Annotated in this window: 10 protein-coding genes; 7 read left to right on the forward strand and 3 right to left on the reverse strand. The window is 65.1% G+C overall.

What is annotated here, in order from left to right:
• The first annotated feature begins 8 nt into the window (after nt 1–8).
• Nucleotides 9–344 (forward strand): thiamine-binding protein, encoded by a 336-nt coding sequence (locus G6N81_RS10800; RefSeq protein WP_165136748.1) that lies wholly within the window; start codon nt 9–11, stop codon nt 342–344.
• A gap of 50 nt (nt 345–394) precedes the next feature.
• Complete coding sequence (locus tag G6N81_RS10805) at nt 395–1612, forward strand: MFS transporter (RefSeq protein WP_165136751.1); 1218 nt, start codon at nt 395–397, stop codon at nt 1610–1612.
• 15 nt (nt 1613–1627) lie between these two features.
• On the opposite strand, the gene metX is transcribed toward G6N81_RS10805, so the two are convergent.
• Nucleotides 1628–2833, reverse strand: a complete 1206-nt coding sequence (gene metX / locus G6N81_RS10810; protein WP_165136754.1) for a homoserine O-acetyltransferase MetX — start codon at nt 2831–2833, stop codon at nt 1628–1630.
• A 100-nt stretch (nt 2834–2933) separates the two neighbouring features.
• Complete coding sequence (locus G6N81_RS10815; protein WP_165136757.1) at nt 2934–4247, reverse strand: bifunctional o-acetylhomoserine/o-acetylserine sulfhydrylase; 1314 nt, start codon at nt 4245–4247, stop codon at nt 2934–2936.
• A gap of 141 nt (nt 4248–4388) precedes the next feature.
• On the opposite strand from G6N81_RS10815, the gene G6N81_RS10820 reads away from it, so the two are divergent.
• From G6N81_RS10820 to G6N81_RS10835, 4 genes are read left to right on the forward strand one after another with little or no spacing between them, the layout of a single operon-like run.
• Nucleotides 4389–5168 carry an SDR family oxidoreductase gene (locus G6N81_RS10820; RefSeq protein WP_165136760.1) on the forward strand — a complete coding sequence of 260 codons (780 nt, stop codon included), beginning with the start codon at nt 4389–4391 and terminating at the stop codon, nt 5166–5168.
• A 22-nt stretch (nt 5169–5190) separates the two neighbouring features.
• Complete coding sequence (locus tag G6N81_RS10825; RefSeq protein WP_165136763.1) at nt 5191–5700, forward strand: phosphoribosyltransferase; 510 nt, start codon at nt 5191–5193, stop codon at nt 5698–5700.
• Nucleotides 5701–5725: 25 nt separating this feature from the next.
• Nucleotides 5726–6394, forward strand: coding sequence for a uracil-DNA glycosylase (locus G6N81_RS10830; protein ID WP_241244966.1), 669 nt, complete (start codon nt 5726–5728; stop codon nt 6392–6394).
• A gap of 4 nt (nt 6395–6398) precedes the next feature.
• The gene (locus G6N81_RS10835; protein WP_165136769.1) at nt 6399–7022 is read left to right on the forward strand and encodes a GNAT family N-acetyltransferase; all 624 of its coding nucleotides are present in this window, start codon (nt 6399–6401) and stop codon (nt 7020–7022) included.
• A 2-nt stretch (nt 7023–7024) separates the two neighbouring features.
• Here the strand turns inward: G6N81_RS10835 and G6N81_RS10840 are convergent, their stop codons facing one another.
• On the reverse strand, nt 7025–8092 hold the full coding sequence (locus G6N81_RS10840; protein ID WP_165136772.1) for an NAD(P)/FAD-dependent oxidoreductase: 1068 nt from the start codon (nt 8090–8092) through the stop codon (nt 7025–7027).
• A gap of 328 nt (nt 8093–8420) precedes the next feature.
• Here G6N81_RS10840 and pulA point away from each other — a divergent pair, with 328 nt between their 5' ends.
• Nucleotides 8421–14786: a pullulanase-type alpha-1,6-glucosidase gene (gene pulA, locus G6N81_RS10845; RefSeq protein ID WP_165136775.1), complete on the forward strand. Its 6366-nt coding sequence runs from the start codon at nt 8421–8423 to the stop codon at nt 14784–14786.
• The last annotated feature ends 57 nt before the right edge of the window (nt 14787–14843 follow it).

Genomic DNA, 14843 nt, shown 5'->3' on the forward strand with positions numbered 1-14843 from the left:
AGCTCCGCATGCTGGTCGCATTTTCCGTTGCCCCGTCCGGAACCGGCGAGAAGTCTTCCGGTGATGGCGATGCCTCCGTTCACGCGGCCGTTGCCGCCGCCGTGAAGGTCGTGAGGGAATCGGGCCTCACACATCGCACCACCTCGATGTTCACCGAGGTCGAAGGGCCCGACTGGGACGCCGTCATGGACGTCGTCAAACGCGCAGTCGAGGCGGTGCAGCCCTACGGCTCGCGCGTCTCACTCGTTTTGAAGGCAGATATTCGTCCCGGCCGTGACGGCGAAATCGACGGAAAAATCGAGCGGCTGGAACAGGCGATCGGAAACACAGACGACGCGGAGTAAGGGAGGGGCCGTTAACGGGCAGGTCAGGAGAAGCCCGTAGAATTTCGGTCATGACTTCCTCGACAACGTCGAGGGGTGCGGCGAGGACGGCGCTCCTCTCCCTGGCCATCGGTGCGTTCGGCATCGGAATGACCGAATTCGCGACCATGGGAATCCTCCCGCAGATCGCGGGCGACCTCCTCAGCGACACCTTCGAGGCCTCACAAGAGAGCGCCATCGCGCAGGCGGGGCATCTGATCAGCCTCTATGCGCTCGGAGTGGTCATCGGAGCGCCAACGATCGCCGCCATCGTGTCGCGCTTTCCGCGTCACGTGGTCATGATTTCTCTCGTCACCGCACTCCTCATCGGTAACCTGCTCACGGTCATCGCGCCCACGTACGAGTTGCTGGCTGTCACACGTCTCCTCTCGGGCCTGCCGCACGGCGCCTTCTTCGGTATGGCGGCGATTATCGCCAGCGACCTGATGGGGCCCGAACGTCGCGGCCGCGGCGTCGCCGTTGTCATGTCGGGCCTGACGGTTGCCAATATGGTCGGGGTGCCGGCCGGAACGTTCCTCGGGCAGATGCTCGGGTGGCGCGCAACGTACGTCGTTGTCGTCGTCGTTTTCGCGATCGCCCTCATCATGTGCTGGCGCTTCATTCCCGCCACCCCCGGTGACCCCGGCCGTTCCTTCCGAAAAGAACTCGGCGTCTTCCGGCTTCCGCAGGTGTGGCTCACGATCGCCTTCGGCGCCATCGGATTCGGCGGGTTCTTCGCCGTCTACAGCTACGTCTCCACCTTCGTCACGGAAGCATCCGCGGCCCCCGAGTGGGTTGTTCCGATCGCCCTCGTCGCCCTCGGCCTCGGCATGTTCGTCGGAAACTTCGTCGGCGGTGCGCTCGCCGACATCAGTGTTCCTCGCACCCTGGTGGCCAGCCTCGGAACACTCGCGGCCGCATCGCTCCTCGTTGCCGTTGCCTCCCCGTGGACACCCGCGCTCATCGCAGCGCTGTTCATCTTCGGCGTCGCCGGCCAGGTGGTGGCGCCCACCGTTCAGCTCCGCCTGCTCGATGTTGCGGGTGAATACCAGGCGATCGGTGCGGCCCTCAACCATTCCGCGCTCAACATCGGAAACGGCATCGGAGCCGCGGTCGGAGGAGCCGCCATCGCCGCGCACTGGGGGTACGTCTCGCCCGCATGGCTGGGGGCGGGGCTCGCCCTCGTCGGCATCGTCATCGCGATCGCGGCGCTTGCTGCCGAACGTCGACAGCTCGCGCTCGCCGCATAACGACAGCGTCCAGGGTTACTCCGCCAGGAGCTCCCGGAGGTGGTGGCCGACCGTTTCGGTTTCGATGAGAAAACCGTCGTGGCCGAAGTCGCTACGGATTGTGATCGCGTCTGAGCCATGGATCGTCGAACCGATACCGCGGGCGATCCGGTGCTGACCATCGATCGGGAAGAGCCGATCCGTGTTGATCCCCATCACGAGCGTTCGTGCTGTGACGCGTTTCAGGGCGTCCTCAACACCGCCGCGGTCGCGCCCCACATCGTGCGAGTCCATCGCCTCGACGAGACGGATGTACGAGTTCGCGTCGAACCGTCGCGTGAACTTGTTGCCGTGGAAATCCAGGTACGACTCAACGGCGAAGCGTCCGCCGTGCCCGAGTGGGCTCACCTCCGACTGCCACGAGCGATCGAAGCGTTTGTTGAGTTCGATCACGCCGCGGTAGTTCAGCATGGCCATGCGCCGGGCTAGAGCGAGGCCGCGATGGGGGCCATCTCCCGCGGCCGACTCGTAATACTCACCGCCCTGGAAACCGGGATCGATTTCGATTGCCTCGAGCTGCGTGGAGTTCAGCGCGATCTGGTCGGCGGTATTGACCGGCGGCGAGGCGATAACGGCGAGGCGTGCAACGCGGTCGGGATGGGTGACGGCCCACTCCAGGGCGTGCATTCCGCCCATCGAACCGCCGATGACGGCGCCCCAGCGCTCGATACCCAGCTTCTCGGCCAGGGCAGCGTGCGCAGCGACTTGGTCGCGCACCGTCAGATAGGGAAAACGCGATGCCCAGTGGTCACCGTCGGGGTGGATACTCGCGGGGCCCGTTGAGCCCTGACAACCACCGAGAACGTTGGGTGCGATCACGAACCATCGGTCGGTATCGATCGCGAGGCCGGGACCGACCACAGGAGTCCACCAGCCCGCCGTCGGATGACCGGGACCGGCGTCGCCCGCCACATGGCTATCACCCGTGAGCGCATGCGTGATGAGAACGGCGTTGCTGCGATCGGCATTGAGCTCGCCCCACGTCTCGTATGCGAGGCGCATGTGGGGGATGGTGTCGCCGCGCTCAGTGGTGAACGGGCCGAGCCAGGCGAACTGGCGGCCGCCGGGGTGATCGCCGTCTTGCCACGCGCCGGACGCCGGAGGGCGCCCCGCCATAGACCGAGTATCCGCCTCGGTCACGGGTGCGGAAGGAACCGTGTCCTCGGAAATCTGCCAGTCCATGGGTCCTTATTCTGCCCGCTCAGCGCGAATCATGATTTCTGGCAGAATTCAGCCCCGGGCCGGGGCCGAATTCTGCCAGAAATCATGAAAAGCCGGGGCGCTAGGCCGTGGCGGACTCGCGGGTGCGAGCCTTGTCGAACGCCTGCTGGAGGTCGTTCACCAGGTCTTCGACGTTCTCGAGCCCCACGCTGAGGCGCACGAGGCCGGGCGTCACACCAGCCGTGAGCTGCTGCTCCGGTGTCAGCTGCGAGTGCGTCGTTGATGCGGGGTGGATGACGAGCGAGCGCACGTCGCCGATGTTGGCCAGGTGGCTGAAGAGCTCGAGCGAGTTCACGAACGCGCGGCCGGCGTCGACGCCGCCCTTGAGCTCGAAGGAAAGAACTGCTCCGACACCGGACGGTGCGTACTTCCCGGCAGCGGCGAACCACGGCGACGAAGGCAGGCCCGAGTAGTTGACGGTGGCGACGTCTTCGTGCTGGTCGAGCCATTCGGCAACCGCCTGCGCGTTCTGAACGTGGCGTTCCATACGCAGCGACAGCGTCTCGATGCCCTGGATGAGCTGCCAAGCGTTGTTCGGCGCTACGGCGGATCCGAGGTCGCGCAGCAACTGCACGCGGGCCTTGGTGAGGTACGCAATGGCGTCGCCGAGCGCACCCGTGTAGCTGACACCGTGGTAGGACGGGTCGGGCTCGGTGAGGCCGGGGAATCGATCGGCGTGCTTCGACCACGGGAAGGTGCCGCCGTCGACGATGACGCCGGCAACGACCGTTCCGTGTCCGGCGAGGAACTTCGTTGCCGAGTGCACGACGATGTCGGCCCCGTGCTCGAAGGGGCGGATCAGGTAGGGCGTGGCGATGGTGTTGTCCACCACGAGCGGCACGTTGTTGGCGTGGGCGACATCTGAAACGGAGGCGATGTCGAGAACGTTTGCCTGCGGGTTTCCGACGGTCTCAGCGAAGAACAGCTTGGTGTTCGGGCGCACGGCGCGTGCCCACTCGTCGGGGTCGTCCTGGTTCTCGACGAACGTGGTTTCGATTCCGAGCTTGGCGAGGGTGTACTTGAAGAGGTTGTACGTTCCGCCATAGATGGAGCTGGACGAGACGATGTGATCGCCCGATTCGGCGATGTTCAAAACGGCGAACGTCTCGGCAGCTTGGCCGCTGGAGACGAGAAGAGCGCCGGATCCGCCTTCGAGCGCGGCGATGCGCTCTTCCGCGACGGCCTGCGTCGGGTTCATGATGCGGGTGTAGATGTTGCCCGGCTCGGCGAGCGAGAAAAGGTTTGCGGCGTGCTCTGCGTCGCGGAACACATATGCCGTTGTCTGATACAGCGGTGTGGCGCGTGCCCCGGTCGTCGGATCGGGCTGTGCGCCAGCGTGAATCTGCTGGGTTTCGAAACGCCAGTTATCGCTCATCGTTTTCTCTCTCGTCGAAGCGGATGCGGAGTGTTTCGGCTGGGAATGTCTCAACGCTACGGGTGACGCCTGTGCGGGCCAAGGGATGGGAAACGTGGCGTCATACGCCGGGTGTCCCGCGCCGGGACTATCGTGATCTGCATGACGAGGCGAGCGGTTGTGACAGGGGCGAGTTCCGGCATTGGTGAGGCGGTGGCGCGCACCTTGCGAGGGAGTGGCTGGGAGGTTGTCGGTGTTGCTCGCCGCGCGGATCGGCTTGAGAAGCTGGCGGCGGAAACCGGTGCTGAGGCGTTCGCTGCCGACCTGACGCGACAGGCAGATATCGATGCCCTCGCGGAGTTCACGGCTCAGCGCCCCCTCCACGCTCTTGTTCACGTCGCCGGGGGTGCTCTCGGCACGGACCGTGTTGAAGACGGCGATAGCGACGGATGGCTGCGGATGTACGAGATGAACACCCTCTCTGCGCAGCGGCTCGTGAAGGCACTTCTCCCGCAGCTGCGGTCGACGGCCGCAGCGGGGTCGACGCACGCGGACGCCCTGTTCGTCACGTCGACGGCGGCCCAGGTCGCGTACCCCGGCGGTGGTGGATACAACGCGGCGAAGGCCGGCGAAGCGATGCTGGTTGCCGCTCTGCGGCAGGAGCTTCTCGGTGAGCCGATTCGGGTTGTGGAGATCGCGCCGGGAATGGTGCGAACGGAAGAGTTCGCGCTGACGCGCCTCGGCGGGGATAAGAGCGCCGCCGACGCGGTGTATGCCGGCGTGGAGAGCCCACTCACGGCAGATGATGTTGCCGATGTCATCGCGTACAGCCTGAACGCACCGGGGCATGTCAATCTCGATCTTGTGACGCTCCGCCCTGTCGCTCAGGCGGCGCAGCACCTTGTTCATCGTGGTCCGCTCGCCGTGCACGGCACGGACTGAGACCCCCAACAAAGGAATCCTCGTGGCAGATCACTACTCGGAACGCGAAAGCCTCACCTGGGACGGTTTCGGAGGGGCGACGCGCGATCTCGCCCGTGCGATCGTGGCGTCAGGATTCGTGCCGGAGGTCGTGGTGGCGATCGCCCGCGGTGGGTTGCTGCCGGCGGGAGCGATCGCGTACGCCCTGGGGGCGAAAAACTGCGGCGCCATCAACATGGAGTTTTACACGGGAATTGGCACAGTTCTCGATGCGCCGGAGGTGCTTCCGCCCGAGCTCGATATGAACTATCTCGACGGGCGTCGCGTTCTGCTGGTGGACGATGTGGCCGATTCGGGCCGCACCCTGAAGATGGCCGTCGACATGCTGATCGACAAGGGCGCCGATGTACGGTCGGTCACGATTTACACCAAGCCGTCCACGATCATCCAGCCCGATTTCGCGTGGAAGGACACCGACCTGTGGATTGATTTCCCGTGGTCGAAAGACGGCTCGGTGATCGAAGAAGACGCCGGTCTTCCCGCCTCCGCCTGAGATGAGCGGGCGCACGCTAGCCGAAATGGCGGATCGCGGCCTGATTGACGCCGGGTGGGCAGAAGCCTTGGCGCCGGTGGAGGGCGCCATCGCGCAGGTGGAGGATCGGATCCGCGCTGAGCGATCCGCCGGCCGCGAGGTGCTGCCTCCTGCCGATCTGGTGTTTCGCGCCTTTCGCCGACCGTTCGCCGATGTCAGGGCGTTGGTGGTGGGGCAAGATCCCTATCCCACCCCCGGGCACGCGGTGGGCTTGTCGTTCGCGGTGGACAGGGATGTGCGCCCAATTCCCCGCAGCCTGGGCAACATTTATCGCGAGTTGCAGGACGATGTTGGTGTTGTTCCGCCCGCGCACGGTGATCTTTCCTGCTGGGCGGACCAGGGGGTGATGCTGCTGAACCGCGTGCTCACGGTGTCGCCGGGCCTGGCGGCGTCTCATCGCGGATGGGGCTGGGAGACCGTGACGGATCAGGCAATTCGTGCGCTGGCCGGCCGAGGCGGCCCGTTGGTGGCGATCCTGTGGGGTGCGCAGGCGCGAAGTCTGTCGCCGCTGCTGACAGGGGTGGCGTGCCTGGAATCCGCCCACCCCTCTCCGCTCTCGGCACGGCGCGGTTTTTTCGGTTCGCGGCCCTTTTCACGCGCGAATGAACATCTCGTTTCGCAGGGGGCGGATCCCATCGACTGGACGGTAATCTGAGCCGATGCGCACGGATGAATACCTCAAGCGTCGGAAGCTGCCGCGGCATCTGCGGAAGCAGTCCGATTCCGAGCGCCCGTTTACGTATGTGATTCGCCCGGCCGAGATGCGCGACATCGAGGACATTCGCGAGATCTATAACTACTACGTGACCAATTCGGTGGTCACGTTTGACGAAAAGCGGTGGACGCGGCGGCAGTGGGTCGACAAATTTCAGCACCTGAGAAAGCTGGGCCTGCCGTTCCTCGTCGCGGAGGCGGGCAACGGGCAGGTTCTTGGGTACGCGCTGGCGTCGCCCTGGTCGGGGAAAAGTTCGTTCCGCTACACGGCGGAGAACTCGATCTATTTGGGTCCCGGCGCCATGGGGAAGGGGCTCGGCCGCGCGCTCCTCGTGGCGTTGCTCGATGCGTGCGAGGAGTTCGGGCTGCGTCAGCTGGTGGCCGTCATTAGCGATAGCGGGGCGGAGGCATCGATTGCCCTGCACGAGAAGCTGGGCTTCGAAGAGGTGGGCCGTATGGGGCGGGTGGGCTTTAAGTTCGATCGATGGCTCGGCGTGGTTCATTTGCAGAAGCAGCTGACGCCGAAGGCGAAGCAGGAAAAGCGCGGCCTGTTCGGACGGCGACGCTAGCGTCAGACGACGTTGGCCGTTGCGAACGTTCGTTCGGCGATCGCCGGGGCAACGGCGAGGGGCAGGGGCGCGATGGCTTCGATGCCGTCGCCGATGGTCGTGCGATGCGCGGTTGACGCGGCGGTCAGGCGCTGCCAGCGCTGTTCGATTTGGAGATGGCCGAGGCCGAACAGGCTGCGAGTCAGGCGGGCGAGAAGCTCGTAGCAGCGCTCCTCTTGGAAGGGAGAGGGGCTGGGCGCCGTGGTCCGCGTTGAGCCGACGATCAGGCCGAGCCCGGGAACTTCCGTGTACGTCTGATCGGCGTCGAGTTTGATGATGTCGGGGCGTTCCGCGGTGATCCGCGCACGGAGCTGGTCGGCGGCAGGCGTTGCCGCGAAGACGTCGTGACGCAAAAGGGCTGACCCCGTGATGATCGGGAACTCGAGGCCCACGCCCTGCATGAGCAGCATGTCGTGAGCGGTCACGGTGAGCCCGAGCGCGATGGCGGCAGCGGGGAATGTGTGGGCGAGGTAATGGCCCGTGCAGAAGATGATGCGCTCGGCGCTGATGGCCCCGCGGGTCGTGGCGAGGGTTCCCGGTTCTGCTCCGAGCGCGCCCGTCGACCACAGAAACGTCACTCCTTCTGTGGCAAGCCAGGAGGCGAGCGCGGGTGCCGCCTCGCGCGGGTTGAGGTGAACGTCGTCTTTGAGAAGCGCACCGCCGATGGCGCCCTTCATGGGCGAGAGGTCACTGACGTCGCGTTCGGAAAGGAGGCGGCCGATGCCGGACTCGCGGAGGACCTGATGTTCATCTTCTGCGGTGGCGACGGCGAGCGTCCCCCGCCGTGCGATCCAGAAGCACGCGCGCTGTGCGTATGTCAGAAGGAGTTCACGTGAGCGGTTCGCGAGCACTCGTTTGTCGTCGATGTGCACATCGATCGTGATGTGACCGGAGCCGCGCACCGTGGCGCCGAGGATTCGATTGTTCTGTTCGATGACGACAACGCGCAGTCCCTGGGTGTGTGCGGCGGCGGCGTGGGTGAGTCCGGTTGACCCTGCTCCTACGATCGCGACGTCGAAGGTTTCGTTCACCTCTACACCGTAGGAGTGCACGGGCGCGGCGCGCACTTCGCTTCACCATGCTGACACGTGCCGTCCTCGAGGTGTTCATGCTGTGCGAGCGCGCGGTACGAGGTACTCGGTTTCCTGGTGTCAGAGCCTCGAACGGAAACGCTTTCAGAAACCGCGGGGATGGGGCAATTCTTGGCGGGCAGGAAAGAGAGAACTGTCCAAATTTCGCTTTTCTTGCTGATGGGCAGACATGGAAGCGCTTGCAATTTCCTGGGCAACGTTGCTAGCGTGGCGTCACCCATCTGTGGCCACTGCGCCCTGTTCGCTTCCCGGAGGAGCAATGACGACGATGTCATCGAAACGTGGATTCCGTGCGCCTCGCGCCGGTTCCAACACCCGTCCGCAACGATTCCGAGCGGGGCTGGCCTGGCTGACAGCGGCTGCCGTTGTTTTCGGCCCTGCGATCGCTGCTCCCGCCGCTGCCGCTGAGGAGGAGAGAGTTCTCTCGCTGGTTGGCAGCCTTCAGGACGAGCTGGGGTGCGAGGAAGATTGGCAGCTTGACTGTCAGGAGACCGCGCTCTCTCCGACGGGCGCAGACGGCATCTATGCGGCCGAGTTCGATGTGCCGGAGGGTAGCTACGAATTCAAGGTTGTCGCGAACGGAACCTGGGATGAGTCGTATGGCATCGATGGCGGCGACGCGAACATTCCGCTGTCGCTCGCTGGCCCTGCCACACTTCGGTTCGTCTTTGACGACGAAAACAAGCGTCCCGGAATCGAGGTTCAGGACATCCGCGGTGAGTACACCGACGCCGACAGCGCGCTTGTTTCTGAGCCCGTGCGACAGGCGGGATCCGACGAGGTGTTCTACTTCGTGATGACGGACCGCTTTGCCAACGGCGACGAAAGCAACGACACCGCGTCCATCGACGGCGATCGCCTCGACCACGGTTTCGATCCCACCGACAAGGGCTTCTTCCACGGCGGCGATATCGCCGGTCTCCTCGAACACCTCGACTACATCGAGGGGCTGGGGACAACGGCCATCTGGTTGACGCCGAGCTTCGAGAACAAGCCGGTTCAGGGCGAGGGCGCCGACGCGAGCGCGGGCTACCACGGCTACTGGGTCACCGACTTCACGCGGATCGACCCACACCTCGGCAGCAACGAGGAGCTGAGCGAGCTCATCGCCGAGGCGCACAAGCGCGACATCAAGGTCTACTTCGACATCATCACGAACCACACGGCCGACGTCATCGACTACGCCGAGGGCGAGTACGACTACATCGACATGGTGACGAGCCCGTATCTCGATGCTGAAGGCAACGCGTTCGACCCGGCGGAGTATGCGGGAACGGACACGTTCCCTGAGCTCGACGCAGAAGAGTCCTTCCCCTACACGCCGATCGTGACGGACCCCGAGGCGAAAACGCCAGATTGGCTCAACGATCCGACGCTGTACCACAACCGCGGTGACAGCACATGGGAGGGGGAATCGGTCACATACGGCGACTTTATGGGCCTGGACGATCTGATGACCGAGCACCCGACCGTTGTGAACGGCTTTGTGGAGGTGTATCAGGACTGGATCGATCTCGGGATCGACGGTTTCCGCATCGACACCGTGAAACACGTGAACTTTGAGTTCTGGGAGACCTGGTCGGAGGAGGTTCTTGCCTACGCACATGCCCAGGGCAAGGACGACTTCTTCATGTTCGGCGAGGTCTACGACGCCGACCCGGCGAAGCTCTCGCCGTACGTGCGTGACACCGCGATGAACTCCGTTCTCGACTTCACCTTCCAGAGCTCGGCCGTGAGCTTCGCCGGCGGAAACTCCGCGCGCGGGCTCTCCTCGCTGTTTCGCGGCGACGACTATTACACAACACCAGAAACATCGGCCTCAGCCCTTCCGACGTTCCTCGGAAACCACGACATGGGGCGCATCGGACACTTCGTGCAAAACGTCGGCAGCCCGCAGGAGCGCTCCGAGCTGGCACACGAGCTGATGTTCCTCACCCGCGGCCAGCCCGTCGTCTACTACGGCGACGAACAGGGCTTCGCGGGAACGGGCGGCGACAAGGACGCCAGGCAGACGCTGTTCGCCAGCCAGGTCGATGAGTACATCGACCAGCTGCTCATCACGGGCGAGCAAGCGGGGTCCGTCGATCGCTATGACACGGATGTTCCGCTCTACGAGCACATCGCGAACCTCGCGCAGCTGCGCGAGACGTATCCCGAGCTGTCCGACGGCGCGCAGATCGAGCTCTATGCCGAGCAAGGCGCGGGGCTGTACGTCTTTTCGCGTGTTGATCGCGACGACAAGACCGAGATGCTGATCGCCGTCAACAACAGCGTCGACACGGCATCTGCTGACGTCACGTCGCTGACACACGGGGCGACCTATGAGGGCGTTTATGGCACTGGTGACTCGGTCACCAGCGACGCCGACGGAACCGTGAGCCTGGCAGTTCCCGCGCTCAGCACCGTCGTCCTTCGCGCTGATCGCGAGGTGTCGTCCGCTGACATCGATCTGTCGATTGCGTCGCCTGCTCCGGGAGCGGGCTTGACCGGCCTTGCCCCGGTTTCGGCGGATCTCGGCGCGACGGCGTGGGCCGAGACGAGCTTTTCGTGGCGCGCTGTCGGCTCCGACGAATGGACGCCGCTTGGCGTAGCGGAGACGACATCGCCTCGTGTCTTCCACGATGTGCGCGGCCTGCCTGCCGGAACGCTGATCGAATACCGCGCGGTCGCCACATCGGCGGACGGCCAGCGTTCGGCAGCGTCGACCTACGCCAACGTTGGTCACTCCGTCAGCCTGGATGAGGAGCCGGCGGAGCACTCGGACATTGAATCGGTTTCCGTTCCCGGCGACCACAATGTGCATATGGGGTGTGCGAGCGACTGGGCGCCGGGCTGCGCCGCCGCTGAGCTCACGCTCCGCGGGGACGGCATTTACGAAGGCACCTTCGACAACATCCCGGAGGGGGACTACGAGTACAAGGCCGCGATCAACGGCGCGTGGGACTGGAACTACGGCGCGAACGGCGTTCTCGACGGCCCAAACGCCACGTACTCCCACGCGGGGGGACCGATCACGTTCTACTTCGATCCTCGTTCTGGCGTTGTTCAGACCACAGCGGATGGTCCCATCGTGACGCTGGCCGGCAGCTTCCAGAGCCAGGTCGGCTGTGATGGCGACTGGGACCCCGCCTGCCTCGGATCGATCATGCATGACGGTGATCGAGACGGCGTCTATGAATTCACCACCGACCGGATCGCCGAGGGCAGCTATGAGGTGAAGGTGACGCACGGCATGAGCTGGGACGAGAACTACGGCGCCGGCGGTGCCCCCGGCGGCGACAACTACGCGTTCTCCGTTGCCGACGGTGAGCCGGTGACCTTCCGGTACACGTTGGAGACCAATCTGCTCGAGATCGCGGCCGAGGGTGCGGCGATTGTTGGTGGCGGTGAGTTGCGTGCGCACTGGATCGACGAGACGACGATCGTGTGGCCCGCCGGTTTCGGTGCGCCAGCAGACGGTGCGACCTGGGAACTGTTCGCCAGCGAAACCGCGGAACTGGCTGTTGTTGACGGCGCGGTCACGGGGGGCGACCCCGTGGCACTGTCGGTGATCGACGGCGGCCTCACGGATGCTCAGAGCGAGCGATTCCCCGCGCTGGCCGGAGCCACGGCCTTGCGGGTGGACGGACTCGATCGTGCGACGATCGCGGACACCCTGAGCGGCCAGGTTGCTGTCGCTCAGTACGACGCCGGCGGAGAGCTGCGCGCCTTCACCGGCGTTCAGCTGCCGGGAGTTCTTGACGACCTTTACGCCGACGCCGCCGCGAACGCGGATCTCGGAGTGAGCTTCGCGAGCGACGATTCCCTCGTCGCGAGCTTTACCGGAGGAGCACCGTCCTTCCGCGTCTGGGCTCCGACCGCACAGGATGTCACGCTGCTCACCTGGGAGCCGGGCGCAGCCGGCGACCCCACGCGTCACGCGGCCACGTTCGACGAGGAGTCCGGGGTCTGGGGGGCCGTTCCCTTCGGCGTGACAACCGGAACCGAATACCTCTGGGAGGTGAGCGTGTATGCGCACAGCACGCGGCGGATCGAGACGAACATCGTTTCCGACCCGTACGCCGTTGCTCTGACGACCAACTCCGAGCGCGCTGTCGTCGTGGACCTCAGCGACGAACAGCTGCGTCCCGAGACATGGGAGCAGACGCCGGCGCCCCACATTGAACGCGACGTCGATCGGGCCATTTACGAACTGCACGTTCGCGACTTCTCGATCTCGGATGAGTCTGTTCCCGAGGACGTGCGCGGGACGTATCTCGCGTTCGCCGAGGACAGCAACGGCACCCGCCACCTTGCGGAGCTCGCCGATGCGGGTATCACCACCGTGCACCTCCTGCCGACGTTCGATATTGCGACGATTGAGGAAGACCGTTCGGCGCAGGCTGTTCCTGCGTGCGATTTGGCAGCGATGGCACCGGATTCTCACGAACAGCAGGCCTGCATCGCCGAGATTCGCGGCGACGATGGCTTCAACTGGGGATACGATCCGTACCACTTCTTCGCACCGGAAGGTTCGTACGCGACCCAGCCGGATGGAGCGGACCGCATCGTTGAGTTCCGCACGATGGTGGGCGCCCTGCACGAGACCGGTCTCGAGGTTGTTCTCGACAAGGTCTACAACCACACGGCTCAGTCCGGGCAGGGGGAGCGGAGCGTTCTCGACAAGGTCGTTCCCGGCTACTACCACCGCCTCAACCAGGTGGGAGCTGTCGAAACATCGACGTGTTGCGAGAATGTGGCAACCGAGAACGCGCTGGCGGAGAAGCTCATGGTCGACGCGGTCGTGCTGTGGGCACGCGAGTATCGCGTTGACGGGTTCCGCTTCGACCTGATGGGACACCATTCGCGCGACAACATGCTGGCCGTTCGCGCGGCGCTCGACGAACTGGAGCTGGAGACGGACGGCGTCGACGGATCGTCGATCTATCTCTACGGAGAGGGGTGGAACTTCGGTGAAGTGGCCGACAACGCGCTCTTCGAACAGGCCACACAGGGCCAGCTCGGCGGAACGGGTATCGGAACGTTCAATGACCGTCTGCGTGACGCGGTTCATGGCGGTAGTCCCGTCGACTCCTCGTCGACCTTCCGTCAGGGTTTCGGCACCGGTCTCGGAACGGATCCGAACGGTGACGCCGTCAACGGAACGACGGAGCAGGCGCTGGCGGATCTCGCGCATGAGGCGGATCTGGTGCGCTTGGGGCTCGCGGGCAACCTCCGCGACTACGAACTGCTGGCCTCGGACGGCGAGATGAAGCGAGGAGAAGAGTTCGACTACCGCGGTGCTGCGGCAGGTTATGCTGCCGAACCCGGCGAGATCATCAACTACGTCGACGCACACGACAACGAGACGCTGTATGACCTGGCGGTATTGAAGCTGCCGGTTGACACGTCGATGAGCGATCGCGTGCGCATGAATGCGCTCTCACAAGCGACCGTCACACTCTCGCAGGGCGTTCCGTTCTGGCACGCGGGAACGGAACTGCTTCGGTCGAAGTCTCTTGACCGCAACAGCTACGACTCGGGCGACTGGTTCAACCGGATCGATTGGACCGGGCAGGAGAATACCTTCGGCTCCGGTCTGCCCCCGGCCTGGGACAACCAGTCGAAGTGGCCGGCGATGGCGCCGCTTCTGGCCGACGAGTCGCTGAAGCCTGGCCCCGACGCCATGGCTGATGCGAAGGCGGCTGCGCTGGATCTGCTCCGTCTCCGAGGCGAGGTGGACCTGCTGCGCCTGGGCAGCGCCGAGCTGATTTCGCAGAAGGTGTCGTTCCCGAACAGCGGGCCGGAGCAGATCGCCGGCGTCGTCGTCATGCATATTGACGACCTGCAGGGCGAGCCGGTTTCGCCCGAGTTCGATGGTGCGCTGCTCGTGTTCAACGCGAGTCCTGACACGGTGACGGAGACGATCGTCGAGCTCGAAGGCCGTGAGTACCGTCTTGCGCAGACCCAGCAGGACGGGTGGGACGACGTCGTTCGCGAGACGAGCTTCGATGCCGAAACGGGAACCGTCACCGTGCCCGCACGCTCGGTTGCTGTTCTCGTCGAAGACGCGCCGGAGGTTCCGGGCGGAGAAGACGCGGACGCGGACGCGAATGCCGAGGGTACCGCTGACGGCGCGGGCGATGGGAGTGATGCCGAGGGCACCGCTGACGGCGCCGCTGACGGCAGTGACGCTGACGGCGCCGCTGACGGCAGTGACGCTGACGGCGCGGCCGATGGGAGCGATGCCGAGGGTGCAGCGGATGGTTCCGCGGCTGAGGGCGCGGCGGACGGCGGAGACGCCGGAGCTGCGGCCGAGGATGGCGCCGATGCCGCATCGGACGGCGCAGACACCGACGCCCGCGGAACGGACGCGAGCGCTGAGGGTGCCGGCGCGGGGACTGATGGATCGGATTCGCACGCAGAATCGTCGGGCGCAACGACGCACGCTGGTTCGGACGCCGACGGATCAACCGGCGGCTCCGACTCCGGTGCGGCGGACGGGTCCGGCGCCGATGCGCAGGGATCGGATCAGCCGGATGAGCTGAGCCCGACGGGCGGAACACCCGTGTGGCCGGCGGCAATCGCCATTCTGATGCTCCTCGCGGGCGCCACGGCTCTGGTCGTGCGACACCGCGCGCGCCAGAGGGCCTGACGCAGAGACCAGCACCGCCGCTTCTCGGGATTCTCCGAGAAGCGGCGGTGCTGGTTT

The sequence above is a fragment of the Microbacterium amylolyticum genome (genome assembly GCF_011046975.1).
GTDB lineage: Bacteria > Actinomycetota > Actinomycetes > Actinomycetales > Microbacteriaceae > Microbacterium > Microbacterium amylolyticum.

Coding starts and splice junctions, on each gene's coding strand:
- G6N81_RS10805 (WP_165136751.1), top strand. CDS start 395: ATGACTTCCTCGACAACGTCGAGGGGTGCGGCGAGGACGGCGCTCCTC.
- G6N81_RS10820 (WP_165136760.1), top strand. CDS start 4,389: ATGACGAGGCGAGCGGTTGTGACAGGGGCGAGTTCCGGCATTGGTGAG.
- G6N81_RS10830 (WP_241244966.1), top strand. CDS start 5,726: ATGGCGGATCGCGGCCTGATTGACGCCGGGTGGGCAGAAGCCTTGGCG.
- G6N81_RS10835 (WP_165136769.1), top strand. CDS start 6,399: ATGCGCACGGATGAATACCTCAAGCGTCGGAAGCTGCCGCGGCATCTG.
- G6N81_RS10800 (WP_165136748.1), top strand. CDS start 9: ATGCTGGTCGCATTTTCCGTTGCCCCGTCCGGAACCGGCGAGAAGTCT.
- pulA (WP_165136775.1), top strand. CDS start 8,421: ATGTCATCGAAACGTGGATTCCGTGCGCCTCGCGCCGGTTCCAACACC.
- metX (WP_165136754.1), bottom strand. CDS start 2,833: ATGGACTGGCAGATTTCCGAGGACACGGTTCCTTCCGCACCCGTGACC.
- G6N81_RS10815 (WP_165136757.1), bottom strand. CDS start 4,247: ATGAGCGATAACTGGCGTTTCGAAACCCAGCAGATTCACGCTGGCGCA.